Genomic DNA, 26,905 nt, shown 5'->3' with positions numbered 1-26,905 from the left:
TCTAATTGTAGCAACGATTCTCTTCCCATAGTATCGATAAATAGAGTATCGGCAGATAAGCACCGATCCGGTACGAAAGGGATTTTTACAGGATTAAGGAAGAGCTTATGTTTTGGATAAAACGTGTTACCGCGTGGACGATTACATTTTTAGTGACCTTGGGAAGCCTGACTTTAGCAAGCAGTGCTTTGGCTGGAAAATTTGATGATACACTGGTTTATGCGTCGAACAGCTGGCCGGAAAATATCAGCCCTTACCATAATAATCTGCGGGAAGGCGTCATTCTCGGCCACTTGGCCTGGGACACACTGGTTTATCGTGATCCTGACAGTGGAAAATATCTACCGATGCTGGCCACTGACTGGACATGGAAGGATGATACACATTTGGTATTTAATCTGCGTCAGGGAGTTCGATTCCAGAATGGTGATCCACTAACAGCTGATGATGTGGCTTTTACTTTCAACTATGTTCTGACACCAGAGTCCAAAGTGGTGACATTACAGAATGTCAACTGGATCAGGCAGGTCAGAAAACTGGATCAATACACGGTTGAATTTGAGCTGAAGAAACCGTTTCCAGCGGCTTTGGAATATCTTGCCGGACCCTTGCCTGTTTACCCGGAAAAATATTTCAAGAAGGTCGGTTTGGCTGGTTTTGACAAAGCACCGATTGGAACTGGCCCGTATAAAATTGTAAAAGTGATCAGTGGGCAGGAAGTTGATCTGGAACGAAATGTCGATTACTTCAGTGATAGCCCGATTGGACAACCCAAAATAAAGAAACTGAAGTTTGTCCTGATTCCTGATCAGGATACCCGTCTGGCACAGCTGATGACCGGTCAGGTTGACTGGATTTGGCGGGTTCCATCCGATCAGGCTGAACAGTTAAAAAGCATGCCGAACATTTCCGTTCTCAGTAGTGAAACCATGCGGGTCGGATACTTGTCATTGAATAGCCGGGGAACGGATCGTGAGGATTCCCCGTTTAAAAAGCTGAAAGTTCGTGAAGCAGTCAATTATGCCCTCGACCGGAAGGTATTGGCTGATCAACTGGTCCGTGGTGGAAGCCGTCCGCTTTATACTCCTTGCTTTCCTGAACAGTTTGGTTGCGAAGATGATGCAGCGGTGAAATATCCGTATAACCCGGAAAAAGCCCGTTCACTTCTGGCTGAAGCCGGATATCCCTACGGTTTTTCAACCGATATCTATGCTTACCGGGACAGAGATTATGCTGAAGCTGTGATTGGATATCTGCACCAGATCGGTATACAGGCCAAACTCCATTATATGACGTATGCGGCTTTACGGGATGAACTACGGGCCGGACATGTACCGATGTCATTCCAGACCTGGGGCTCTTACTCTATCAATGATGCTTCAGCAATTATCAGTATCTACTTCAAAGGTGGTGCCGATGATCAGGACCGGGACACACAGGTTAAACAGTGGCTGGAAACAGCAGACAACTCAGTTGATCCAAAGGTCCGGCAGGATTACTACCAGAAGGCCATTCATCAGATTACTCAGGAAGCTTACTGGGCTCCGATGTTCTCTTATACCAGTAATTATGCATTTACATCCGATCTGAATTTTAAGGCTTATCCCGACGAGCTACCGAGATTCTGGGAAGCAAGCTGGAAATAACAGCACAACAAGGAGGTTTCTCATGCTTGGGTATACTTTCCGGCGGTTGATCATGGCATTGAGTGTTGCGCTGACCGTCTCAGCTATCTGTTTTATGTTACTCCATCTCTCCGGCGATCTGGCTACAGCGATTGCCGGGCCGGAAGCGACAGCCGATCAGGTTGAACAGATCCGGGTCCAGTTCGGACTTGATCAGCCGATTATGTTGCAATATCTGACATGGTTATGGCATGCGCTTCAGCTTAATTTCGGTGATTCATATTATTTCCCGGAGTCTGTGATGTCCCTGATTGGTGAACGGCTACCGGTAACGCTGACATTAGGGGCTGTGGCGCTGGGTATTGCAACTTTTGTCGCTATTCCTTTAGGAGTTGTCGCCGCCATTAAGCAAGACAGCTGGATTGATCGACTGGCTTTACTTATTGCAGTCTTTGGTCAGGCGATGCCGAGTTTCTTTTTTGGTCTGGTACTTATCATTATCTTTGCCGTTAATCTGCACTGGCTTCCGGCTGGTGGTGCCGGAAGCTGGCGGCACTTTATCTTACCTGCTATTGCTTTGGGATATTATGCGACACCGTCGATCATGCGTTTGACCCGAACCGGGATGCTGGAAGTGCTGGGTGCAGATTATATCCGGACGGCCAGAGCGAAAGGGATTAGCGAAACTCGTGTTGTACTGAAACATGCGCTGAGAAATGCAGTGATCCCTGTGGTTGCATTATTAGCGGTAGAACTTGGTTTTATGCTGGGTGGTTCGATTGTCATTGAATCCGTATTTTCACTCAGAGGACTGGGACAGCTTGCATGGGATTCTATTGCTCGTAATGACTATCCAGTTGTTCAGGCAATTGTTTTGCTGATTGCTGTTTTCTATATCGTTTTGACGTTTCTGGCAGATCTGCTTAATGCGGTGCTGGATCCAAAATTGAGAATCGCCTGATAAGGAGTTCATTATGGTATCGGCAACCTGTTCTCATTCTGTCTCTCAACATTTGCCTGAAATTCCACCGTGGCGCCGGGCTATCAACCGCTGGCTCGGCTATAAGAGTTTGATGCTTGGCGGAACTATCTTACTTGTTATTGCAGTGATTGCACTTCTGGCTCCATGGATTGCACCACAGGATCCATATGCGCAGGATGTTATGCAGCGGATGATTCCTCCGGTCTGGCATGATCAGGGAAGCTGGGAACATTGGCTGGGAACCGACAAGCTAGGGCGGGACTATTTCAGTCGGTTGCTATACGGTGCGCGGATTTCTTTGGTGATTGGTTTAGCTGCTGTCATGATTTCCGGTTTGATTGGGACCACATTAGGCATTGTTGCCGGTTATTTCGGTGGCAGAACCGATGCGGTAATCAGCTATCTGATCACGACGCGTCTGGCGATGCCGGTGATTCTGGTCGCTTTGGCGATGGCTTCACTAGTTGGTGGTTCACTGCAGGTAGTCATTATACTGTTGGGGCTACTGTTATGGGATCGCTTTGCTGTGGTTGCCAGAGCCACAACACAGCAGTTAAGGGAAGCAGAATTCATTGCTGCTGCGAAAGTGCTCGGTGCTTCGAATTATTACATTCTGCTCCGGGAGTTACTCCCGAATATTCTGAGTCCGCTGATTGTGGTGGCAACACTAGAAATGGCACATGCCATTCTGCTGGAAGCAACTTTATCGTTTCTGGGATTAGGTGTTCAGCCGCCGCTTCCTTCCTGGGGACTGATGGTTGCCGAAGGAAAAGCCTATATGTTTTTTCAGCCGTGGGTGATTGGGATTCCCGGAATTGCTCTGATGATCATGGTACTGGCAATTAATCTGGTTGGTGACGGGCTTCGTGATTTGAATGCACCTCAAAACCGGAATTAAGGAGAACATTATGGAACAGGCATTGTTAACTATTCGTGATCTGCAAGTGACTTTACCGACAGCTAATGGTCCGCTTCATGCCGTCCGGGGTGTTGATTTAACCGTCAACCGGGGAGAAATGCTGTGTATCGTGGGAGAATCCGGGTGCGGTAAATCTATGACTTCTATGGCTTTGATGGGATTGCTTCCGAAAAAAGCACGTTGTGAAGCCAGCACCATGACATTTGATGGACATGATTTACTGAGTACGCCGAAGAGCGGGATTCGTGGCTTACGGATGTCGATGATTTTTCAGGAACCGATGACTTCGCTTAATCCATCGCTCAAGCTGGGAGATCAGTTATGCGAGGGTATTATTGCCCATAAACGGATCAGTAAGGCCGAAGCTCGTGAAAGAGCGATTTATCTGTTACAACGCACCGGAGTTCCACATGCCGAAGAGCGCCTCAATCAGTATCCTCATCAGCTATCCGGAGGATTACGGCAACGGGTTATGATTGCTATGGCACTAATGTGTAGCCCTGATTTGATTATTGCCGATGAGCCGACGACTGCCCTGGATGTGACGATTCAGGCTCAGATTCTCCGTTTGATCAGGGAATTACAACAGGAGTTTGGTACTGCAGTCATTTTTATTACGCATGATCTGGGGGTTGTTGCCCGGATTGCTGACCGGGTTGCAGTAATGTATGCAGGGCAGGTGGTTGAGAGTGGTGGTGTGACAGAAATTTTCCGCTCACCGCATCATCCGTATACACAAGGTTTATTAAGTTGTATTCCGGTCCCCGGAAAAACTGGTCCGGAAGGGAAGCTTGCGACAATCAACGGTGTCGTTCCCAGTCTGATTGGAGAGATGCAGGGATGTGCTTTTGCAAACCGTTGTTCACGGCGTTCTGCCTCATGTGACTCTGTGACACCGTCACTAATAGAGTCCGGACCACAGCATTGGGTGCGCTGTCCACTTCATCAAACGACGCTATGGAAGGAGGCCTCATAATGAATTATGCACTGGAGCTATGTCATCTTTCCCGCCATTTCGATATGAAGAAGGGGATGTGGCAACAAAAAAGCCGTTTTACCGCAGTGAATCAGGTTAGTCTGAGAATTCGACCCGGAGAAGTCCTAGGTCTGGTCGGAGAGTCGGGATGCGGTAAGAGTACTCTGGCAAAAATGATTCTGGGATTACTTTCTCCCAGTGACGGCGATGTTCTGATTGCCAATAAGCAGATTGATTTGTCTGATCGTCTGGCATTGGCAAAGATGATTCAGCCGGTATTTCAGGATCCCTATTCGTCTCTCAATCCACGCAAGAAAATCAGTGAAATTATCCGTCTGCCTTTACAGCTTCACCAACAGGGAAACCGGGCGTCACAGGCAGATGCTGTTCGTCAGATTGCTGAAAAGGTCGGCTTGCCTGACCGCCTGCTGGCACAGTATCCCGGACAGCTTTCCGGAGGCCAGCGGCAGCGGGTTGCAATTGCCCGGGCTTTAATTTTGCAACCCAGAATTCTGATTTGTGATGAACCGACATCGGCTCTGGATGTTTCAGTACAGGCTCAGATTCTGAATCTGCTGCTTGAACTGAAAGAAGAGCTGGGACTGACTTATCTGTTCATTAGTCACAATCTGGCTGTAGTTGAGCATCTGGCTGACCGGGTCGCTGTAATGTACCGGGGAGAAATTGTTGAGGAAGGTGACTGTGAGCAGGTTTTTTATTCACCACAACACGAATATACCAAAGCGTTGCTGGCTTCGATTCTGACACCGGAGCCCGGTTTGGATCTTCCTGAGCTACCGGAAATACACTGGCAGTAGTTCAGCTCTTTGGGATAACGGTGTTTACCTGAAAGCTGAATTTTCGCCATTACCATTTTTGTCATGGGACAAATTCTATACCTGAAATGGAGAAGCCTTCTCCATATTGAACGGTTTCACCTGAAGTGAATGCCGGGGGTTTGTTCCGTACTTAAAAAGATAAAATGAATCTAAGGAGAGATGATGACTCGTGAGCAAGCCATTGAAAAGGTTTCCGAATACTATCATCGGGGACAGTTTATCCATGAGTTGAGTCAGCGTGTTGCGATTCGCAGCGAAAGCCAGATTCCTGACGGATATCCGGCTCTGGCACAATATCTGACCGAACAGGTAATCCCTTATTTATGCGAGATGGGGTTTCAGTGTGACATACTGCCGAACCCTGCTTCGGAAAATCCATCGGCCTGGCCTTTTTTATTGGCGGAACGGATTGAAGATCCTGATGCTATAACACTATTAACATATGGACACGGTGATGTCGTGCGGGGGTATGATACGCAATGGCAGGAAGGGCTCAATCCATGGCAACTAACTGTTGATGGTGACTTCCTTTATGGACGGGGCACGGCAGATAATAAGGGGCAACATACCATTAATCTGGCAGCGCTCCGGACTGTTCTGGAAACGCGGGGTCACCTTGGATTCAATGTTAAAGTGTTGTTTGAAATGGGAGAGGAGGCTGGATCTCCGGGACTGGCGGAGTTCTGTCGCCTGCATCGTTCCCGTTTAGCTGCCGACCTGTTTATAGCATCGGATGGTCCGAGAGCTGCTGCGTTACATCCGACAGTATTCCTTGGTTCCCGGGGATCGTTAAATTTTGATATGCGGGTCAGGCTCAGAGATGGAGCTCATCATTCCGGGAACTGGGGCGGACTTTTAGTCAATGCCGGGACTCGTTTAATGCATGCCTGGAGTACTCTGATTGATGCGCAGGGACGGATTCTGGTACCGGGTTTACTTCCTTCGTCTTTACCGGAGTCTGTCCGCCGGGCGGTACAGGATGTTCCTGTGGGACAGGGTGAAAATGATCCCAAAATCTGTACTGCATGGGGAGAACCGGGGCTGACTCCCGCAGAGCGGGTTTTTGGCTGGAATACTCTGGAGATTCTAGCCTGTAAGGCTGGTAATCCGGATGCTCCGGCAAATGCGATTCCCGGAGAAGCGTCTTTACATGCTCAGATCCGCTACGTTGTCGGCAGTGATAGTAACAACTTTCTGAAAACGATTCGGGAACATTTGGCTGCATCCGGCTTTGACGATGTTGTGGTTGAAGCCAGTGGCGTTGTGCAGATGGAAGCAACCCGGCTTGAGCCGGAAGATCCCTGGGTTCACTGGGCTCTGAGTTCCATTGAGCAATCAACTGGAAAAACAGCCATTTTATTGCCTAATCTGGGAGGATCACTGCCGAATGACTGTTTTGCCAATACGCTTGGGTTACCAACAGTCTGGATTCCTCATTCGTATCCTGCCTGCCTGCAACATGGTCCCAATGAGCATATGCTCGGTTCGGTGGCGCTGGAATCATTGCAACTGATGACCGGTATTTTCTGGGATCTGGGAGCACAGGGTCAATTAGTCCGGGAGCAAAGGTTGTGAAATCACAATTATGGTTTGACTGGTTAACTCAATGGTTAAGCAGGCAGCGCCCCGATATGGAACGAATGCTGGCCTGGTTGGTAAATTGCGATTCGTTCAGTCATGATCGTGATGATGTTTGTGCTATTGCCAGACAAGTCTGTCACTGGCTGACTGAACAGCGGATTGAGAATATTTTACTGGAAGAGCAAGACACTTGTGGTGTTTTGGCCTGGGTTGGTGGTTCTTCGGATAAGCAGCCTGTTATCTTTCTGACCGGCCATCTGGATACCGTTTTCCCCCGGGGAACTGCTGGTGAACGGCCTTATTCGGTTGAGGGTGAAAAAGCTTATGGGCCGGGTGTAGCCGATATGAAAGCCGGCGTCATGATGAACTGTTTTGTTCTGGCCGCATTGCAGCAACTGGAGCAGGAGTCAGGTACATTATTACCGTTTACTGTAAAAATGTTGCTGACGGTTGATGAAGAAATTGGCTCTCCCCGGGGACGGGCGTTGATCGAGCGTTATATTCAGGGTGCTCAGGCGGTACTGAATGCCGAGCCGGGGAGAATCAGTGGCAATGTGGTTGCTGCACGTAAAGGCGGAGCTGTCTATCAGATTGATGTCTCGGGGCGTGCCGCTCATGCCGGCGTAAGTCATCAGGATGGTGTGAGTGCTGTTGAAGCTCTGGTCAGGATTATTCAGAAAATTCACCAGTTAACCGATTATGAGCAGGGGCTTACGACTAATGTTGGTGTGATCTCCGGGGGCTTAACACCGAATACTGTTGCTGAATCAGCTCAGGCGAAAGTGGATATCCGGTTTAAAACTCAGGCACAGGGAGAGTTTTTGCATCAGGCGCTCCAGACTTGTCTTGAAAGTCATTATGTTGAAGGTGCAAGTGCCAGAATGCAGCGATTAGCCTATTTTCTGCCCCTTGAGCCCCGGATGAGCCAGTCGTTACTGGAAGTTTATCAGCAAGAGGCTGCATCGCTTGGTGAGCTGAATATAACCGGAGAATTTACCGGAGGATGCTCTGATGCCGGATGGACGGCGGCAATGGGAATTCCTACTTTATGTGCAACAGGGCCGGTCGGGGCTTATATGCACACAACTCAGGAGTTCTGTGATCTGGGGACACTGGTGAAGCGGGCCCAGATTGTTGCCCGTTGTTGTTTAAGAGTTGGTTTGGGAAAACTTGTTCTATGAATGGATAACAAGCCGGAAGTTGTTATCCCGGCTTGTTTTCCCATCGGGTTAAAACACCTTACAGGCAAAGCCTTTGAGGTAGAAGCCTTCTGGATAAGCTGAGTCGGTCGGATGATCGGCTGCCTGAGCAAAACGTTCAACAAACTTAACGCTCCGTCCGGCATCCAGTGCCGCATCAGCAATAATTTTCTGAAACAGCATCTGGTCCATCAGGCCGGAGCAGGAGTAGGTGAGTAGTGTGCCACCCGGTCTGAGAATCTGCATCGCCAACATGTTGATATCTTTATATCCCCGACAGGCGCCATTGAGCTGTGCTTTTGACTCGGCAAATTTTGGCGGATCCATAATAACGACATCAAACCGGGTGCCTTGGTCACGGTATTCTCGCAATAGCTTAAATACATCGGCATTCAGAAATACGGCCCGTTTTTTGGAAATATCGAAATCATTTAATAATGCGTTAGCTTTCGCTGTATCGAGTGCCGGCTGGGAAACATCAGCATTAATCACTCGTTTAGCGCCACCTTTGAGTGCATAGAGTCCAAACCCGCCGGTATACGAGAAGCAATTCAATACCTCTTTATCCTGAACATATTTCATGGCGTGCAGGCGGCTGTCCCGTTGATCCAGATAGAAGCCGGTTTTATGTCCATTGATGATATCAACACTAATTTTTATTCCATTCTCTTCAATGACAACCGGAGCTGTCGGGGCTTCGCCATACAGAACACCGACCTGTTCCTGCAAACCTTCTTTTTTACGGACGGCAACGTCTGAACGTTCGTAAATATGGCACTCGGGGTAACATGTTCTGAGTGCTTCAACCAGCGATGGTTTCAGGTATTCGGCTGCTGCACTCAATAACTGACAGACCAGATAATGATCGTATTTATCAATCGTAATGCCCGGTAAGCCATCGGATTCTGCGGCAATCAGACGGTAGCCGGTTAACTGACCCTGCCGGATAATCTCTTCTCTGAGTTGCTGTGCCTGCCGGATACGCTGAATGAAAAAGGCAGTATCAATCTCTGTTTGTTCAAAACTCCAGACTCTAGCCCGGATTTGTGATTGCGGAGAAAAGCCGGCTTTTGCCAGCCACTGGCCGTCATGGCTGTAGACATCAACCGTCTGACCAGAGACCGGATCACCTTTCACATGTTCGATTGCACGGGAGAAGATCCATGGGTGTCGGCGGCGGAGAGATTTGTCCCGCCCTTTGGCGAGATAGATAGCGGCTGTCATAGGCATTTTCTGTTGCTTGAAAAAAGGCGTATTGTCGATGATGTGATGATGAAAAGCAATCGGCGACGGTTATGACTGATAGTGAGACAGGCTCCGTAACATTCGCTAAGAATTTGGATATACTGTCAGTATGGCGTATTGATCCGGTATCATTATCCCGGTGAGCGAGTTTCACGCCCAGCAAAGAAGGAGCTGAATATGGAACAAAAGAGAGAAATCTTTATTGTGAAAGGAATCGTCCAGGGCGTTGGCTTTCGTTATTACACGTCGCATCAGGCGTTGAAACTTGGATTAACCGGATACGCAAAAAATCTGCATAACGGTGATGTTGAGGTTGTTGCCTGTGGTGAAGCCGATAAACTGGAATCATTTTATCGCTGGCTCCATCAGGGTTCTCCGATGGCTCGTGTGGAAGATGTTGTCCGGGCAGATTTTAAGAGTGAGAAACCATATCGGGGATTTGCTATCCAGTAATCTGCTGCCGGGTGGTTTGTTCTACGACGATTTAGCCTGGGCTGTTATCGTTTAATTATTGCATTCGGCTATAACAGCTGAAGCTACAGACATTTGGCCGGTTTGGGCAATCCTGCCAGTTTGGTTGCCTGCTTTGCCGGCCCCTTTCTGAATAGTTTGAAAAGATATTTACTATTTCCCTTTTCCGGGCCGTGGGCTTTTTCCATCGCTTTGACCAGCATACGAATGGCCGGTGAGGTGTTGTATTCCTCGTAGAACTCTCTGACAAAATGAATAACTTCCAGATGTGCTTCGGTTAATTCGATGCCTTCGGATTCGGCCAGAAGGGGAATCATACCTTCTTCCCATTGAGAGTGGTCGAGCAGGTAGCCTTCACTGTCTGTTTCGATTGTCTGACCGTTATATTCGAACATAAATTATGTACTGCCTCATCAATTAGAACGCGATAAGGGTAGCGAAGCTCTCGTCATGAAACAATATCATGCCAGAAAATTTTTTATGCACCCAATAAAAAAGGCCCGGATTCCGGACCTTTTCTTTGCTCATTCTGTAGGACAATTAATCGTCGTTCATTACACCGAGTAATTGTAGCAGGCTGAGGAACAGGTTGTAGATCGAAACATACAACGTAATGGTTGCGGAAATGTAATTGGTTTCTCCGCCGCGGATGATTTGCTGAGTTGTCAGCAGAATTGCACCGGTTGAAAACAGGACGAATAGCCCGCTGATTGCCAGATGCAGCGCCGGTAATTGCAGGAATATATTTGCAATAACACCGACCAGCAGTACGACAAAACCAGCCATTAACATACCGTTCAGGAATGACAAGTCACGTTTGGTTGTCAGTGCGTAAGCTGAAGCTGCCATAAAGGTCAGCGCTGTGCCACCAAGTGCCATAACGACAACATCTCCCAAACCGGCACCGATATACATATTTAAAATCGGGCCTAGTGTGTAGCCGAGGAAACCGGTAAACAGGAAGGTAAAGACCAGTCCCATACTGTTATTGCGGTTCTTTTCGGTCAGGAACAGTAAACCATAGAAGCCGACCAACATGATGATCAATCCGGGAGAGGGAAGATTCATCGCCATGGAAACGCCTGCAATAAGGGCAGACCATAAGAGCGTCATCCCTAATAAGGCATAGGTGTTTCTCAGCACTTTGTTGGTTTGAAATGCACTATCGATAGTTGATGTGCGTGAATACATAGGACGGTTCATACGCTTCCTCGTACTGTGATTGTCTGTTACTTAAGACTCTTTATGGGGGCAAAAGTTCTTCACTTCAACCCTTTCACCAATGTTATGACCTTATCTTAGTCAAAAATGAACTTCAATACTGTGATGAAGTTGTAACACAATTTTTCTGAGAAAAAACAACTCATAGCCCTCAATGAAGGATACCAGATGAAAAATAAGGCGCATAAAGCGCCTTATCAGTAAAACAGTTTGTTTTAATTTGCTATTAATGCTGTAAGATTTGCGCCAGAAAGTTCTGGGTCCGGTCCGACTGAGGGTTTTCAAAGAAATCTTTCGGGTTGTTTTCTTCAATAATTTCACCTGCATCCATAAAGATAACCCGGTCAGCCACTTCTTTGGCAAAGCCCATCTCATGCGTAACACATAACATGGTCATGCCTTCTTCTGCCAGCTCAACCATTACATCCAACACTTCCCGGACCATTTCCGGATCCAGCGCTGAAGTGGGTTCATCAAACAGCATTATGTGAGGATTCATACACAGAGAACGGGCAATTGCAACACGTTGTTGCTGACCACCGGAAAGCTGCCCCGGATATTTATTCGCCTGATTGGGAATCTTAACCCGCTCCAGATACTTCATGGCAATGGCTTCTGCTTCGTCCTTTGGCATTTTCTTGACCCAGATTGGTGCCAGTGTACAGTTTTCCAGAACCGTCAGGTGAGGGAAAAGGTTAAAATGCTGGAAACACATGCCGACTTCACGGCGAACCGCTTCGATATCTTTTAAGTCTTCAGTCAGTTCATGTCCAGCCACAATAATTTGTCCCTTCTGGTGCTCTTCCAGACGGTTAATACAACGGATCATGGTAGATTTTCCGGATCCGGAAGGACCGCAGATAACAATACGTTCACCTTTTGCCACGTTCAGGTTGATATTTTTCAAAACGTGGAATTCTCCGTACCACTTGTTCATATCCTTAATTTGGATCACGACTTCTTTATCTTGGGTTTGTAGCGTCATAATACGTTCCTTGAAATTTTTACCGTTTGTGACCCGTATGCAATTTGTTTTCCAGCCAGATCGAATATCTCGACATGCCAAAACAAAATACCCAGAACACTAACGCGACAAATGCATAACTTTCGGTTGAGAAACCAAGCCAGTTCGGATCGGTATTCGCAGCCTGACCGATACCAAGCACATCAAACATACCGATAATGAGTACCAGACTGGTATCCTTAAACAGGTCTATAAATGTATTCACGATCGAAGGAATCGTGATTTTCAAAGCCTGAGGTAAAATGATTAGCCCCATTTTTTTGGAGTAGCTGAGTCCCAGAGAATCCGCAGCTTCATACTGTCCTTTCGGAATAGCCTGTAAGCCTCCCCGGATAACCTCCGCAATATAAGCGGCACTGAATAGGGTTACCCCGATCAGAGCCCGAACCAGCTTATCGGTTTCTGAGCCGGCTGACATAAACAGCGGGAGCATCACTGAAGCCATAAACAGTACGGTGATCAAAGGAACACCCCGCCAGACTTCAATATACACAGTACATAAACTCCGAATGACCGGCATATGAGAACGGCGGCCCAGAGCGAGTAATACCCCAATAGGCAGTGACGCCACAATACCGACCAGAGCGAGTACCAGTGTGACCAACAGGCCGCCCCATTTATAGGTTTCGACAACCGGCAGTTCCAGAAGTCCACCATGCAGCAGTCCGGCCATCAAAACTGGGTACGCAGTCAGTGTAAACAGTGCCAACCAGCCACGTTTAGGTGTTTTCGGATAAGCCAGCAGGGCAATCAGAATTGCCAGCGTTGCATAGAAGAATTTAGGCCGCCAAAGCTCAGCTTCCGGATAGAACCCAAACATAAACTGATTGAAACGAACGTTAATCAATACCCAGCATGCACCTTCTTTTGAGCAGGCATCCCGGGTTTCGCCGACCCAATCGGCTTTGATCAGTGCCCAGTCGATCAGATGATATAGTCCTGTAAATGCCAGATAAGCCAGAACGATAGTCAGCGCTGAATTAAATACGCTGCTGAATAAATGTTTACGCATCCAGCCGAACACACCGGTTGTATTCGTCGGTGGCGGCAGATCAGGTTGAAATTGATGTACTTTCATCTTATCTCTCCACCAAAGCAACTTTACGGTTATATGTGTTCATCAGGAATGAAGTCACCAGACTGATCGTCAGATAAACTGCCATAGTCATTGAAATCACTTCGATTGCCTGTCCGGTCTGATTCAGGGTTGTTCCCGCGAATACATTGATTAAGTCCGGATAGCCGATCGCAACTGCGAGTGAAGAGTTTTTGGTTAAGTTCAGATATTGACTGGTTAACGGTGGAATGATAATCCGCATTGCCTGAGGGATAATGACAAGCTTAAGTGTTTTACCCCGGGGAAGCCCCAGAGACATGGCTGCTTCAGTCTGACCGTGGCTGACTGCATTAATTCCAGAGCGGACAATTTCCGCAATAAATGCGGCGGTATAGACACTGAGTGCAACCAGCAAGGCAACAAACTCAGGAATAATTTCAATACCACCCTGAAAATTAAACCGTTTCAGAACCGGATACTCTGCTGAAATTGGCATACCGGTCCAGAAATACGCAATGGCAGGTAAACCGACGATGAGTGCAAGAGCAATACTGACAATCGGGGTCTGTTGACCGGTAATCTTCTGCCTGTTTTTGGCCCAGATATGCATGCACATCGTGGCGATAATACCCAGAACAAAAATAGTAAATACCAGACCGCTTCCCGGACCGAATACTGGTTTAGGGATAAACAGACCACTGACGTTGATAAAGACTGAATCGCCTATCGACAGACTTTGCCTTTTTCCGGGGAGTGCCTGTAATACAGAGAAATACCAGAAAAGAATCTGTAACAGAAGTGGGATGTTACGGAAGGTTTCCACATAGATTGTCGCAAAACGGCTAACCAGCCAGTTGGATGACAGACGGGCAATCCCCAGGATGAATCCCAGTACCGTTGCGAAGAATATACCGATAACCGAAACAAGGAGAGTATTTAACAGGCCGACGACAAAGGTTTTGCCGTAGGTATCGGTTTCGGTATAGTCAATTACAGACAAACTGATCCCGAAACCTGCCGGTTGATCCAGAAAGCTGAATCCGGTGGTAATTCCGCGGGATTCCAGATTCGTCAGGGCATTATTTACGATCGTGTAGATAAAAAAGACCAGTGCTAAAACAGCTACTATCTGAAAGACAACTGATCGAAAAGTGGGATTGTAGAATAAATGTGTCGCTTTTTTGGGTGCAGATGCATTGTTCGTTGAGGACACATGAGTATTTTCAGGCTTCATACAGCAATAACCTCAAATCCATTTCCGACAAAGGGCGGATGAATCCGCCCGTTTTTTTATATAATATGATTAGCGGATTGGCGGGGCATACATGAAGCCGCCCGCATTCCATAGTGCATTCACACCACGGGCAATCTGAAGCGGAGAGCCTGAACCAACGGAACGCTCAAATACTTCACCATAGTTACCGACTTGCTTGACGATTTGATAACCCCAGTCATCGCGGATACCAAGGCCAGTGCCTTTCGGACCATCCAGACCAAGAATACGTTTGATATTTGGATCGGTTGATTTTTTCATCTCATCAACATTTTTCGATGTAATACCGTATTCTTCTGCGTTGACTAGTGCGAACAGGGTCCATTTTGCAACGTTAAACCATTTGTCATCATCCTGACGAACAACCGGCCCTAGCGGTTCTTTGGAAATAATTTCCGGAAGAACGACAGCAGACTTCGGATCCTGAAGGTTAACACGTAGCGCATAGAGCTGAGACTGGTCTGAAGTCAGGACATCACACCGGCCAGCGTCAAAACCTTTTGCTGTTTGAGCTGATGTATCAAAAACTACAGGCTTATATGACATCCCATTTTTGCGGAAGTAGTCAGCAAGGTTCAGCTCTGTTGTTGTTCCGGATTGAATACATACAGAAGCACCGTCAAGTTCTTTGGCACTTTTGACTCCGAGATTCTTTTTCACCATGAATCCCTGACCGTCGTAGTAGGTTACACCGACAAAATTGAGGCCTAATGCGGTATCACGTTGTAGTGTCCAGGTTGTGTTCCGGGATAACACATCAACTTCGCCGGATTGCAGGGCGGTGAAACGTTCTTTTGCTGTTAAGGGAACAAATTTTACTTTGCTTTTATCGCCAAGAACAGCAGATGCCAAAGCCTGACAGTATTCAACATCAATACCTTCCCATTCTCCTTTTGCATTCGGGTTGGAGAAACCTGGGAGACCGGTACTGACACCACAGGTTACAAAACCCTGAGACAGGACTTTATCAAGTGTGCTGTCAGCTGCTGAAGCTGATTGGGTGACCATCATTGCAGCGGATGCGGCAGCAACCGAAGCAATAAGTTTGAGTGTGTTTGCCATTAGTCTGTATCCTTCCTGTATGATCCATACGTAACGTAATCAGGCATTCCTGACACAAGTAATTCATTTTGTATTTATTTGTTCTGGCGGTCGAAACCGCTATTTGTCCAGAACGTTATTCCTTTTTTAGCAACAATCGTCTGTAAGCGTAGGTAAGGATTAGGTTTTTCTCAAATTTCCCCGAAAAGGAATTATAATGTAATCACAAACCAAGCCTGCTGCTAGCATGGCGAATTGTTATTTAAATGTAAATAGTGCAATTGAGTTCAATAATAGTGCAATAGCGCGTCTGTATATTTATTTACTAAATGTTTGGATTTAAATTTCAAAATTTATGATTTAATTGGATTATTATTCCATTTTTAGATGTTAATTTAATCAATTATTTTCGAATCATCATCTGGCGATAAAACTGCTGCACCTTTTTTGGTAGTATAGTTAGTAAAAGTTGTTAATGTAGGGTTAAAATTGTTATGCGATATTTTCCACTGTTTATGAATTTAACGGAAAAAGCAGTTTTAGTAATTGGCGGGGGAGAAGTCGCAAGTAGAAAAACGGAAGCTTTAGTCAGATCTGAAGCGCAAGTGACAGTTTTGTCACCAGAGCTCTCTGATGTACTTCGGGAATTATGGTATGAAGGCCAGCTTCGGTGGATTCAGCAGCGATATGATCAGGCGTTTCTGACCCGGAATTATGTTCAGGTCTGGGCAACGACCGATTCCCCTCAACTGAATCATCAGATCTATGCGGATGCAAAGGTATTGGGAATACCTGTCAATGTTGTTGATGACCAACCCTATTGTGACTTTATTACTCCGGCGATGGTTGATCGGGGACAGATTCAGATTGCGATTTCAAGTGGTGGTGCTTCGCCGGTATTGGTGCGAAATATTCGCGAATCAATCGAAGCTATTTTGGCTCAGAATCTGGCTGTTCTGGCGCAGTTTTGCGGTGAAAAGAGGGAACACATTAAAGCCGCATTGCCTGACGTCAGTGCCCGTCGTCGTTTCTGGGAAACTTTTCTGGCAGATCCTATGGTGAAAGATACCCGCGATCCGGCTGTTCTGGAAACGATTTATCAACGCTGCATGGCTGAGCCTGAAACGCTGGTGCAGGAAGTCGTATGGGTTGTCTGCGATGCGGATGTTGAACTTCTGCCGATGAAAGCCGTTCGGTTTATGCAACAATCCGACCGGGTACTTTATCATCGGGATATTCCCCCGGCAGGACTTGAGCTGTGTCGGCGTGATGCTGAAAGATCTGCTTTTCACAATCGTGAGCAGCTATTGAACTTACTCAGTGAAGCCAGAAACGAAACCCGCTGTCTTTGTGTTGTCGTGACTGCGGATGTATTTTCGTCGGTTGCTGATTTGAGAGCTTCGGGTGATCGTCATTTCGGCAGTGCTTTTTACCAAATGTACTAAAACCTGATGACAAACTAGATCTTGATAAAGCGAGTGGTGACATCAGCGTGTCGGTAACATCTCCATGGTTTATGGTATACTACGCGGCTATCAAACAGATGAGAGTTATTTCCTATGAGTTTAAAAGCGCAGACCCAGCAACTGAACAACCAACTAGACAAGTGTAAACATAAGCTGGAAGCAGCCAAATCTCGGGGTGATAACGAGATGATCAGTAAATTTACCGATGAGATTGATGCGTTGGATAAACAGATCAATTCGCTGCGGAGTAAGCAGGAATACGATTTGAATAAAGAGCGGAAAAGATTATCCGATTTGGCTTTTTCACGGGAAATCACCCGGGAAGAGCAAGCGGATATCGGTAAACTGAAGAAGTCGGTCAAGGGGCTTGTCATCGTTCATCCGACGACCAAGCTGGGTAAGGCGATGCGTCTGGAAGTGATGACGGGTTTTGCGCCACGTAAGTTTTAACTTGCTGGCATGTAGTGCTGATAAGATTTGTCCAACATCATAACGCCCGCCCTGTGAGATCGCCAGGGCGGGCGTTTTCGGTCCAGGATGTACCTTAGGGACGTCTGATCTATTTAGTCTCTGAAATTATCGAACTGAAATGGCTGACCAAAATCTTCTGATTTGATAAATGCAATGACGCTTTGCAGGTCATCACGTTTTTTGCCGGTAACACGGATTTTATCGCCCTGAATGGAAGCCTGAACTTTAAGTTTCTGATCTTTGATACTTTTGACGATTTTTTTGGCCTGAAGGGTTTCGATTCCCTGTTTGAACAGAACTTCCTGATGCCAGTGTTTCCCGGACTGGCTTGCGGTTTGGGATTCCATCGCATTCCCGTCGACTCCTCGTTTTGCCAGATTACCACGCAGAATATCCAGCATCTGCTTCAGTTGGAAATCACCTTCAGCAGAGAGTTTGACGATTTCATCTTTCAGTTCAAAACTTGCTTCTACATTTCGGAAATCGAATCTTGTCGACAGTTCACGGTTCGCATTATCAACGGCGTTTTTTAATTCAACTGTATCAATTTCTGACACAATATCAAAAGAAGGCATGGGCCTGCTCCTTGTTTTTATCGTTTATCGTTATTTCTATCATGCACAGCGGAATCAAGCTGTGTGATCATCTGCTCGGTATCAGACCAGCTCAGACATGGATCGGTAATTGACATACCATATGTTAGCTGGGGCATCGGGGCAATCGGCTGATTACCTTCCATAATAAAACTTTCTGCCATAATCCCTGCAATCTGATGGCTTCCCCGGCGAATTTGCTGACAGATATCCTCAGCAACACTTAACTGGCGTTTATGTTCTTTCTGGCAGTTTGCATGACTGAAGTCAACCACAACCCGGGGAGACAGGTGGTGTGATTCTAATTGAGCACAGGCGTTTTGGACAGATTGACTGTCAAAATTTGGCCCGTTTTCACCGCCACGCAGAATGATATGTCCGTCCGGATTACCACTGGTACGGTAAACCGTCATTCTGCCTTGCCGGTCCGGCGAATAAAAATAGTGAGATGCTTTGGCTGCTCTGATAGCATCAACAGCAATCTTTACACTGCCGTTTGTCGCATTTTTGAAACCAACCGGACAAGAAAGTGCCGATGCCATTTCCCGGTGAATCTGGGATTCTGTTGTTCTGGCTCCGATTGCACCCCAGGAAATCAGGTCGGTAATATATTGTCCGGTAATCATATCCAGAAATTCGGTTGCAGTCGGAAGACCAAGCTGATTGATTGTCAGCAGAATTTCTCTGGCTTTACTCAGACCTTCTTCCAGCGCATAACGGCCATCAAGATACGGGTCTGTGATCAGCCCCTTCCAGCCTACGACAGTTCTGGGCTTTTCGAAGTAAGTCCGCATGACAATGAATAAATTGTCAGAATAACGCTGGCGCAGGTTATCTAATCGTTTGGCGTAGTCAAATGCTGCTTCCGGATCGTGAATGGAGCATGGTCCGGTAATCACTAACAGGCGGTTATCCCTGCCATGCAATATGGCTTCAATCTGTTTTCTGCTCTGTGATATATGCCGGGCTACAGAAGCACTTACCGGATGTTGCGTACGCAACTGGTCAGGAGTTGGCATAAGCCCCAGAGGTTCTGTTCTTAGTTCATCGGTTTTCATGGTCTAGATTATCCAAGTTCTTTGGGCGTGAGCTCAATTGGTTCGATCGCGACGATTTTGCTGCGGTTCAGTACAACCTTCCAGCGATAGTAAGTTGGCTCATCCGTATGATTATCCTGCTTAATAATGAGATTAAACAGATGACGTTTTTCAATTTTTTCGCGGCTGACCTGACCGTTGTTAAGGCGATAGACTCGATAAGTATCTTTATCAAAAAGCCGGGTGATTTCGCGAAAATCAAAATAGATGGTTTCACGGGTTTCTTCGTAACCACTCATAAAACGTGACGTTGACATTTCCGTTTCAGAACGATAGCTGATGACTTGCTCTTCCCGCTGTACGATCCGTTTCTTACGGATGCGCTGAATACGATCGGGGAGGCTGCTAATCGACTGGTAATTCAACCATTCATATTTTTGCCCAACCTGCTTTCCTGTACTGGGATCAAAGTAACGTCTTTTCCATTTCGGCTTTCCTTTGCGCAGCCATCGCCAAAGTATGTCTTTGAGATCATCCTTGAATATTTCTCTGAGGGCATAAATGAAAGACATCGCGATGATGAATGATACGGTAATTTCTCCCCAGTAATCCCGGGCAAAGACAACCATCATTGTGACAAAGAGCATCACGAATCCAGTCGCAATCCCTTTTACTGCCCGAAGGATATTATTTCCCAGTGAAACCGGTTTTTCTTTCAGAATTACCGGATGTTCAATCAAACGGCGCAACAGACGCATCTTATTACTCATGCGGGTAATATCCTGAGCGGCCTGTTCTGAATTGTAGTGATGCAGTGCCCGGTGTGCCTGTTCTTTCTCTGCCAGTACGATCAGGCGGTCTTTGATGGTTTTATACTCACTATCCCGGGTTAAGTGAGCAACCAGAGAGAGAAATTTCTGCTCTGTATACCAGGACAGATAGTTATCGATATTTGCATAATACCGCTTCAGAGTTTCTTCATAAGGAATTGTACGTCTGAGCCGGCGTAAAATATCTAATGTCAGCTCCACAACATTATCAATTTCAGTTTCCGTGACGCTGTCACTCTCATGAAGCAAATCACTGACAGCAGTATCGAGAGCAATCACATACTGGTAGGCAAACAGACTCAGACTGATCCGGTATTGGGTTGTTGACAATCTTCCCCGCTGGGCGAGACGACTGTGAATCAGCGGTAGTAAATGTTTATCACTGTAATAAGCTCGTTTCTGGGTCAGACAGTTATAATAAAGCTCGGGTTCGGGCATGATATCTTTATTCAAACCGATCTCTCCCGGAACGAATAAATACATTTCCAGACTGGAAAGCTTACTCTTTGACATGGTGTGTGAGATCTTCAATGTAATTGCATCATGTTTGCTAACCTTGATCAAACTGCCTCCGGAAAACGTGCCCTTATATCTGAATCCTGCATCTTGAGGTTACTTGGGTATATTTATAAATGATAGAGAAAGAATATCAGAGATCGCGTATAATCTCTGCAAATTTAAGATGAGACCCATTTAATGATTAATATAGGACAAATCAATCAGCTAGAGATTTTGCGGGAAACCGATTTTGGTGTATTTCTGGACGCAAAAGACTATGGCATGGTGATGTTGCCGAAAAAGCTGATGCGTCAGCCGGTAGAAATCGGTGCATTGGTGGATGTATTTTTGTATTTTGATTCTGACAGCCAGTTGGCTGCTACGACGGAAACGCCGATTGCCTGTGTCGGGGAATGGGGCATGATGAAAGTTGTCGGTGTGAATAATACCGGTGCTTTTGTGAACTGGGGAATCAGCGAAAAAGATTTATTGATTCCTTTCAGTGAGCAGCGGGGACGGCTGGCTGCTGAACAGTCGGTTCTGGTTTACGTTTATACGGATAAAGCTTCCGGAAGAATTGTCGGGACGACCAAATTCAATAAATGGCTGGACAAAACCCCGGCTCGTTACACGCCCAATCAGAAAGTTGATTTACTGGTCGCGGAGCGCTCTTCGCTGGGATACAAAGTGATAATCAATGGTGAGCACTGGGGAATGCTGTTCCAGTCGGATGTGTTTGGTAAAGTTTTTATCGGTAAGAAGCTGAAAGGATTCATTAAGCAGATTCGTGATGACGGTAAAATTGATGTTTCACTACAAAAACTTGGTGTGGCGAAATTAGATGAACTGAGTGGCAAAATTGTCGAGCAGTTACGTAAGAAGGGTGGTTTTCTGCCACTGGGAGACAGATCTTCACCAGAAGCTATTTTTGCGGCTTTCCGTACCAGTAAAGGTACTTATAAGAAAACGATCGGTCAGCTTTATAAGCAGGGAGTGATTGTGATTGAAGCCGATGGCATTCGTTTGGTGAATGACCCTTCATAACGTGTTTGCCAGGATAACCTGAAAACCGTGCTCCCGAATGCCGAATGTTGCCCGAAGCCAGTCTTCTGGTTCGGGCCATGCAGAAAAAGGGGAGTTAAAACAGATTACCGTCTCTGACCAGCTCTCTCGGTAAACCATTTTTAATCCGGTTTCCGACCCATTTCCCCAGACCGAGTATTACATCCTGATATTGAACCAGAACTTCTCCCTGACCGACATCGATCTGCTCCGGTCGGATATCTTTACCCATAAACCACTGACGAGCTTCGTCTAATGTGAGCGTGATTGCTTTCATTTCCTGTCCTGTTGTCAGAGAAGTCACAAGCTGATGCTGCCAGCGGTAACCTTTTTTATGCGCTTCGGCAAGTTTGATTCCCATGCGGGAGAACTTGAAGCGGCCAATCATGGGTTCCAGGGCTTCCGGGAAAAGCCAGACTTCATTATCGCGCAGCCAAATATGACTCTGTGCCGGTAGCTCAACATCCAGAGATTGTTTTAATGCCTGACTCACGCTCTGAGACTGAGCTTTCGTTGCTTTAGTGAAGGGGAACTTGCCCAATCGTTTGTTGTTTTGGGGTGTCGGAACAGAAGCCGTTTTACGAATCCGGGCAACAAAGAAACCTTCACAATCATAAATCTGAGGGAAAATATGCAGAAAACCTTCCTCAGTCAAAGCAGAACTGGCTTGTGGGAATAATGCTTCCAATGATTCAAAGGTGACGGCGTCACCGAAAGTCTGCTGCAAATGATAGCAAACATTCTGGTTTTCTTCGCGGCTGAGTGTACAGGTTGAATAAACAAGTGTGCCGCCGGGTTTCAAGGCATAGAACGCGCTTTCAATCAGCGCTTTTTGCGTTTCAGCAATCGCGGCAATAGAGGCCGGGCTCCAGTTTTTCATCGCTTCCGGATCTTTTCGCACTGTTCCTTCCCCGGAACAGGGCGCATCAATTAATACTGCATCAAACTGCTCGGGAAGCCACTCACCGAAAACACGACCATCAAAAGTGGTTAGTGCGCTGTTTCTGACGCCACATCTTTCAATATTGGAATAAAGTGCTTTGGTTCGGCTGGCTGAGAATTCATTGGCAACAACGATGCCTTCATTATTCATCAGTGCTGCAATCTGCGTTGTTTTTGAACCCGGAGCAGCAGCCATATCCAGTACCGATTCAAATCGCTGTTCCTGCTGATGGAACAAGGCGCTGACCGGCATCATTGAACTGGCTTCCTGAATATAAAATAAGCCTGTCATATGTTCGAATGTATTTCCCAACGGGGTTGTGAAATCTTCTATGTCGATCCAGAAACCTTCCGGACACCAGGGAATCGGCTCCAGATTCCAGCCATTCTCTCTCGCTCTCTGACAGAAATCAGCGACGGAAATCTTTAAGGTATTGACGCGAATACTTTTGCGCAGCGGGCGCTGACAGGCGGCAATAAAATCATCCATCGTGAGTTGAGATGGCAGTATTTGTTCTATCGTCTGCAGAAATTCATCCGGCAAATAAACATTCGTGTGCAAAGTAATACTCTCAATTTAACTTTCAACTGCTGGGAAGCGCTGCATTATATACTTAAGTAACCTCAAGATACAAAATCCGACGCCGGGTAATGTCGTCATTCTCCCGTCACAATGCACGATTTTCATGTGGTTTAGGTATGGGCTGATTCCATTCTGACCATTCTGCTTCACGGGCCGGGTTGAGGAAGAATGTATCCAGATTAGCTGCCGGAGGAGCCAGTTGTTTTGCTTCCGGAGTATTGAAAGCGACTCCTCCCTGTAACAGGCTGTCTAAGCTGCCTGTTTTGATATCGGCACCTGCTAATCCAATAGAAACATCGATTCCGGACTGATTCCAGAAAATACTATTTTTTCGCACCAGATAGGCATATTCAGGACGAATATTGAGGTCAATCAGAACACGATCTGATAGTTCGCCCAGCCGGACCCGTGTGATTCTTCCTACATTCATCCCCCGGAAAGTGACGGGTGCTCCGGTTTCAATTGAACCCATCTGGTTGCTTTGTAGTGTCAGGTGAAGTCCTGAAGGCTGGAAGGGAAGTGTATGGAGCATAAAGTGGCTCAGCGGTTGCCCTTCTCCGGGAAATACATCAATCGACTGAATCAGCGCCGACTTAATGTTTTTTAGCCGGGTAATGGGCTGATTACCGGATGTGACCCAGAAATAGCTTCCCTGACGAGCAATCTGTGTTGTGTATTCAGGGTAAATGTCTGCACAGATATTTACCTGACGTGTTTGAAAATCAGGTTGAACAGTGCGAACTTCGCCGACTTTCACCCCGTGAAACTGAATCGGTGTTCCCTGAACCACCTGATAGGTACTTTCGCTGTTCAGACAGACCAGTTGTCCGGCATGACTTGCCCGTTCATAGTCAGGATAAAGAACCCAGTATTTATCCTGTCTGTTCTGAGTCCCGGTCAGCGCATCAAAAGCAATGCCACCGTTGACCAGAGAGGATATTGGTGCAGTTTTCAGGGTTACTCCCTGCAGTGAAGCGTTCATTTCCAGACCGGATGTGTTCCAGAAAACGGTGTCCTGAGTAATCAGGTGCTGATACTGGTGATCAATTTGCAGGTCAATAAGGACAGTCCGGGCGGAGAGGCGAAAATTTTTCACATGACCCACAATGATATTCCGGTACAGAACCGGTGCATTTTTAGTTAGTGGCGGAGGTTGGGATGACACCAGCGTGTAGACTTGTGAAGCCTGCTCTGAATCTTGTGCCAGTGCTGCAGTCTCCTGATTCGGATATAACCGGTAACCAGATAAGTGCTGATATGCTTTTCCTTCACTGATAAAACTGATGGTGTGGACCAGCAGCTCTTTGGCTGACGGAAGATCAACCATGACACCCGTATCGGTCAGGGATGCACTGGCTGAACCTGTTACATAAAAGCGGTTTTTGTCTTTCAGCAGATATTGATACTGTCTATCGATATAAATAGTGAACCGGATATCATCCTGATTCAGTCTGATATCGGTAATTTGTCCGACAGAAATACCACGGTACTTCACCTTATTACCGGCTTCCAGACCATAAGTCTGCTGAGCATGTAATGTGACAGTTATGGCATCAGATGGCGGCTGGTGTGATGTCCGGGTTGCATGGAAAACCCGGCTGGGGGAGCCGGTTCCCGGCACCAGAGTTAAAAAGTTACCCTTGATATAGTTTGCAACATTGGCCACACCGGCAAAAGATAGTGTGGCTTCTTCCAACACAAAGTTGCTGCCTGTATTCAGAAGGTCATTAAAGGCTGGTTGAATGGCAGCATCTGCCAGAATGGTTTTCCGCTTCTGATCGAAATGGACATTGGTAATCTGTCCGATCTGAATTCCCCGGTACATAATGGGGGCTGAATTATTCTTAATCTGGTTGTTTTCCGGCAGGGCAATCTGAATCGGGATTCCCCGTCCGGCAGATTTCAGATCACTGTACAGTTGAAATTCCGTGTGATTCTGTATGCTTTGTCCGCCTTCCGGCGAATCAACGGCAATTGCACCGTTCAGTAAAGCACTCAATCCTTCTAACTGAACTTCGAGTCCCTGATAGTTGATCTCTGTGCGTAACGAAGTGACATTCCAGAAACGGCTTCTATTGTTAATGAGCTGGCGGTATTCATCCTGAATTGAAGCAAGCAGCAGGACTGATTTTGCATCGCTGTCTAATCGATAGCTATATATTTCTCCGATAGGGATTTTTTTATAAAGAATCTTGCTGCCAATATTGATACCACCCAAGTCATGTGCCCGAAGTGTGATATTTAAACCTTGTGATCGTTTCAGGTCGATCGGGGCTGTTTTCAGGGCGTAAAAGACGGGATCAAAGGACTCATCATCTTGTTTTATGCCGGGTTGTATGCCGATATAGTTGCCGGATACCAAAGCATCCAGTCCTGAAACTCCCGAAAGTGTCGCTGTCGGTTTGACCAGCCAGAACTTGGTCGTCGGGGTCAGAAGGTAAGTGGCTTCCGGGTAGATTTCTGCTTCAACGTAAATATTATTCGTGTCCTGAGTCAGTTTAATTCGTCTGACCATTCCTATTTCAAGTCCCTGATAGCGAATGGGGGTTCTGCCCTCAACCAGTCCCTGAGCATCCGAGAAATAGATCTGAATCCGGTGGCCGGACTCTTGTATTGCCTGATAAACCAGCCAGCCGGCTAAGCAGAGTGTAACCAGTGGCAGAATCCATAACGGGGAGATGCCATAAGTAGTTTTGATTTTCGGTGTATAGGTTTGTTTATGATTATTCTCATTATTCATACACATCTCCCGCAGTGGTCTTGTTCTCTGTCTCCCAAATCAGGCGAGGGTCAAACTGGGTGGTGGCTAACATTGTAAATATTACGACCAGTGCGAACGCCGTGGCTCCGGTGCCTGGTGTAAAGTCCAGAAGTTGTCCCCGGTCAACCAGTGTGAGCATTATCGCAATGACAAACAGGTCTATCATGGACCATTTCCCGATCCACTTCAGTAAAAAATAGAGGAACATACGTTGTCTCTGATAGCTATGTGCGCTGAACTGAGTCGCAATTAAAAGGTAGGCCAGCCCGATAATTTTGATCGCCGGAACAAGGATACTGGCGACAAAAATAACCACGGCTATCTCAGCCATATTGAGTTGAATCAGATTGACAACGCCACTGAAGATAGTGTCTTCCAGACGTTTTCCACTTGAGAACAGAATCGACATCGGCAGCAGGTTCGCCGGAAATATACAAATGGCAGCAGCAGTAAGTAAGGCCCATGTTTTCTGAATACTATTTCTTTTTCCCGGTAATAAAGAAGTACTACACCGGATACAGAATTCATGATTGTTCTGGGAAAGATGACAATGGGAGCAGTAGTTTTCACCATTTGCTTCGTCATAGGTTGATTCAGATTGCCATTTTTCCCAGTAGCGTCTGACACTGATTCTTCCCATCAGTATGACTGAAAGGATTTGCAGAAGAATAAAACCGTACAGCGCCGGACTAACGAAGATATCGGCGTAATCTCTTAATTTAAAACAGGCAACAACGACACTCACCAGAAATACGTCAATCATTGACCAGATTCTGAGTCGCTCCATCAGTTTTAGTGCAAGGATCAGGAGGCGATGGTGTCGGTAGTATAGCGCAGTATGTGCCAGAACCACTGAAGAGCACATGGCGAATGGTGCAATAACGCCACAGAAGAGCACTAATCCGGCAACAATAGGAAAGCCGGACTGGAACAGGCTGAATACACCAAGAAAGACAGAAGCTTTCAGTTCGCTTCCCAGCAGATGGATAGAAAGAAAATCAAATCCGTAGGCGGGAATAAACAGGATCAGACAGGTGAGTGCAAGTGCCAGATTTCCGGAAAAGGAAGGCTGCCCTCCGCGATAAAGTTGTGTTCCGCAGCGGGGGCAATAGGCATTTTTTCCCCGTTGAACGGGAGGGGTGATGACCGGAAGTTCGCAGCCATGGCAGTGCCTGAGTGGGTAATCCATAGACGATGAGTTTGTTTCTT

Annotated in this window: 24 protein-coding genes; 11 read left to right on the top strand and 13 right to left on the bottom strand. The window is 46.6% G+C overall.

The genetic code is table 11. From position 1 onward, the window contains the following. The first annotated feature begins 107 nt into the window (after window positions 1-107). The 7 genes from OCU74_RS08645 (at window position 108) to OCU74_RS08615 (ending at window position 8,103) form a co-directional block, all read left to right on the top strand. Entirely contained in the window at window positions 108-1,646 is a 1,539-nt protein-coding gene (locus tag OCU74_RS08645) for an ABC transporter substrate-binding protein (RefSeq protein ID WP_087479337.1), read from the top strand. Window positions 1,647-1,668: 22 nt separating this feature from the next. Continuing rightward, on the top strand, window positions 1,669-2,586 hold the full coding sequence (locus OCU74_RS08640; protein WP_087479336.1) for an ABC transporter permease: 918 nt from the start codon (window positions 1,669-1,671) through the stop codon (window positions 2,584-2,586). Window positions 2,587-2,599: 13 nt separating this feature from the next. After that, complete coding sequence (locus tag OCU74_RS08635) at window positions 2,600-3,505, top strand: ABC transporter permease (RefSeq protein ID WP_087479335.1); 906 nt, start codon at window positions 2,600-2,602, stop codon at window positions 3,503-3,505. Between the two features lie 10 nt (window positions 3,506-3,515). Continuing rightward, the gene (locus tag OCU74_RS08630; protein WP_087479334.1) at window positions 3,516-4,502 is read left to right on the top strand and encodes an ABC transporter ATP-binding protein; all 987 of its coding nucleotides are present in this window, start codon (window positions 3,516-3,518) and stop codon (window positions 4,500-4,502) included. Then, complete coding sequence (locus tag OCU74_RS08625; protein WP_200807648.1) at window positions 4,502-5,320, top strand: ATP-binding cassette domain-containing protein; 819 nt, start codon at window positions 4,502-4,504, stop codon at window positions 5,318-5,320. Before OCU74_RS08630 ends, OCU74_RS08625 begins: the two co-directional genes overlap by 1 nt. A 180-nt stretch (window positions 5,321-5,500) precedes the next feature. After that, the gene (locus OCU74_RS08620) at window positions 5,501-6,916 is read left to right on the top strand and encodes a M20 family metallopeptidase (protein WP_200807647.1); all 1,416 of its coding nucleotides are present in this window, start codon (window positions 5,501-5,503) and stop codon (window positions 6,914-6,916) included. Further along, entirely contained in the window at window positions 6,913-8,103 is a 1,191-nt protein-coding gene (locus OCU74_RS08615) for a M20 family metallopeptidase (protein ID WP_200807646.1), read from the top strand. The genes OCU74_RS08620 and OCU74_RS08615 overlap by 4 nt, the downstream gene beginning before the upstream one ends. 48 nt (window positions 8,104-8,151) lie before the next feature. On the opposite strand, the gene OCU74_RS08610 is transcribed toward OCU74_RS08615, so the two are convergent. Further along, window positions 8,152-9,345, bottom strand: a complete 1,194-nt coding sequence (locus tag OCU74_RS08610) for a class I SAM-dependent methyltransferase (RefSeq protein ID WP_087480083.1) — start codon at window positions 9,343-9,345, stop codon at window positions 8,152-8,154. A 198-nt stretch (window positions 9,346-9,543) separates the two neighbouring features. On the opposite strand from OCU74_RS08610, the gene yccX reads away from it, so the two are divergent. Further along, window positions 9,544-9,819 carry an acylphosphatase gene (yccX, locus tag OCU74_RS08605; RefSeq protein ID WP_087479330.1) on the top strand — a complete coding sequence of 92 codons (276 nt, stop codon included), beginning with the start codon at window positions 9,544-9,546 and terminating at the stop codon, window positions 9,817-9,819. 83 nt (window positions 9,820-9,902) lie between these two features. Here the strand turns inward: yccX and OCU74_RS08600 are convergent, their stop codons facing one another. The 6 genes from OCU74_RS08600 to OCU74_RS08575 all read right to left on the bottom strand — a co-directional run bounded on the left by OCU74_RS08600 (window position 9,903) and on the right by OCU74_RS08575 (window position 15,474). Beyond that, window positions 9,903-10,232: a TusE/DsrC/DsvC family sulfur relay protein gene (locus OCU74_RS08600; protein ID WP_087479329.1), complete on the bottom strand. Its 330-nt coding sequence runs from the start codon at window positions 10,230-10,232 to the stop codon at window positions 9,903-9,905. Window positions 10,233-10,377: 145 nt separating this feature from the next. Then, window positions 10,378-11,040, bottom strand: a complete 663-nt coding sequence (locus OCU74_RS08595; protein ID WP_087479328.1) for a Bax inhibitor-1/YccA family protein — start codon at window positions 11,038-11,040, stop codon at window positions 10,378-10,380. A 244-nt stretch (window positions 11,041-11,284) separates the two neighbouring features. Next, window positions 11,285-12,043, bottom strand: coding sequence for an amino acid ABC transporter ATP-binding protein (locus tag OCU74_RS08590; RefSeq protein WP_087479327.1), 759 nt, complete (start codon window positions 12,041-12,043; stop codon window positions 11,285-11,287). Between the two features lie 19 nt (window positions 12,044-12,062). Beyond that, window positions 12,063-13,160, bottom strand: a complete 1,098-nt coding sequence (locus tag OCU74_RS08585) for an amino acid ABC transporter permease (RefSeq protein ID WP_087479326.1) — start codon at window positions 13,158-13,160, stop codon at window positions 12,063-12,065. A 1-nt stretch (window position 13,161) separates the two neighbouring features. Beyond that, complete coding sequence (locus tag OCU74_RS08580; protein WP_087479325.1) at window positions 13,162-14,373, bottom strand: amino acid ABC transporter permease; 1,212 nt, start codon at window positions 14,371-14,373, stop codon at window positions 13,162-13,164. Between the two features lie 69 nt (window positions 14,374-14,442). After that, complete coding sequence (locus OCU74_RS08575) at window positions 14,443-15,474, bottom strand: amino acid ABC transporter substrate-binding protein (RefSeq protein WP_087479324.1); 1,032 nt, start codon at window positions 15,472-15,474, stop codon at window positions 14,443-14,445. A 473-nt stretch (window positions 15,475-15,947) separates the two neighbouring features. Between OCU74_RS08575 and OCU74_RS08570 the strand changes: the two genes are divergently transcribed. Both OCU74_RS08570 and OCU74_RS08565 read left to right on the top strand, forming a co-directional pair. After that, window positions 15,948-16,898 (top strand): precorrin-2 dehydrogenase/sirohydrochlorin ferrochelatase family protein, encoded by a 951-nt coding sequence (locus OCU74_RS08570; protein ID WP_087479323.1) that lies wholly within the window; start codon window positions 15,948-15,950, stop codon window positions 16,896-16,898. A gap of 114 nt (window positions 16,899-17,012) precedes the next feature. Beyond that, a complete protein-coding gene (locus tag OCU74_RS08565) occupies window positions 17,013-17,369 on the top strand; it encodes a YibL family ribosome-associated protein (protein WP_087479322.1) in 357 nt (118 codons plus the stop codon). Between the two features lie 113 nt (window positions 17,370-17,482). Here the strand turns inward: OCU74_RS08565 and OCU74_RS08560 are convergent, their stop codons facing one another. From OCU74_RS08560 to OCU74_RS08550, 3 genes are read right to left on the bottom strand one after another with little or no spacing between them, the layout of a single operon-like run. Beyond that, complete coding sequence (locus tag OCU74_RS08560) at window positions 17,483-17,965, bottom strand: YajQ family cyclic di-GMP-binding protein (RefSeq protein ID WP_087479321.1); 483 nt, start codon at window positions 17,963-17,965, stop codon at window positions 17,483-17,485. 17 nt (window positions 17,966-17,982) lie between these two features. Next, window positions 17,983-19,041, bottom strand: a complete 1,059-nt coding sequence (locus OCU74_RS08555; RefSeq protein ID WP_087479320.1) for a 3-deoxy-7-phosphoheptulonate synthase — start codon at window positions 19,039-19,041, stop codon at window positions 17,983-17,985. An 8-nt stretch (window positions 19,042-19,049) separates the two neighbouring features. Further along, entirely contained in the window at window positions 19,050-20,414 is a 1,365-nt protein-coding gene (locus tag OCU74_RS08550; RefSeq protein ID WP_087479319.1) for a hypothetical protein, read from the bottom strand. A gap of 132 nt (window positions 20,415-20,546) precedes the next feature. On the opposite strand from OCU74_RS08550, the gene OCU74_RS08545 reads away from it, so the two are divergent. Then, complete coding sequence (locus OCU74_RS08545) at window positions 20,547-21,392, top strand: CvfB family protein (RefSeq protein WP_087479318.1); 846 nt, start codon at window positions 20,547-20,549, stop codon at window positions 21,390-21,392. 94 nt (window positions 21,393-21,486) lie between these two features. On the opposite strand, the gene rsmF is transcribed toward OCU74_RS08545, so the two are convergent. The 3 genes from rsmF to OCU74_RS08530 all read right to left on the bottom strand — a co-directional run bounded on the left by rsmF (window position 21,487) and on the right by OCU74_RS08530 (window position 26,885). Continuing rightward, the gene (gene rsmF / locus OCU74_RS08540; RefSeq protein ID WP_087479317.1) at window positions 21,487-22,914 is read right to left on the bottom strand and encodes a 16S rRNA (cytosine(1407)-C(5))-methyltransferase RsmF; all 1,428 of its coding nucleotides are present in this window, start codon (window positions 22,912-22,914) and stop codon (window positions 21,487-21,489) included. A 106-nt stretch (window positions 22,915-23,020) separates the two neighbouring features. Then, complete coding sequence (locus OCU74_RS08535) at window positions 23,021-25,675, bottom strand: MlaD family protein (protein ID WP_087479316.1); 2,655 nt, start codon at window positions 25,673-25,675, stop codon at window positions 23,021-23,023. Further along, window positions 25,668-26,885 (bottom strand): paraquat-inducible protein A, encoded by a 1,218-nt coding sequence (locus OCU74_RS08530; protein ID WP_087479315.1) that lies wholly within the window; start codon window positions 26,883-26,885, stop codon window positions 25,668-25,670. Before OCU74_RS08530 ends, OCU74_RS08535 begins: the two co-directional genes overlap by 8 nt. Between the last annotated feature and the right edge of the window lie 20 nt (window positions 26,886-26,905).

It is taken from the genome of Vibrio mangrovi (genome assembly GCF_024346955.1).
In the GTDB taxonomy this organism is placed as follows: Bacteria; Pseudomonadota; Gammaproteobacteria; order Enterobacterales; family Vibrionaceae; genus Vibrio; species Vibrio mangrovi.
Note: the sequence above shows the minus strand (reverse complement) of the source record. Positions and strands in the feature narration are given on the sequence as shown.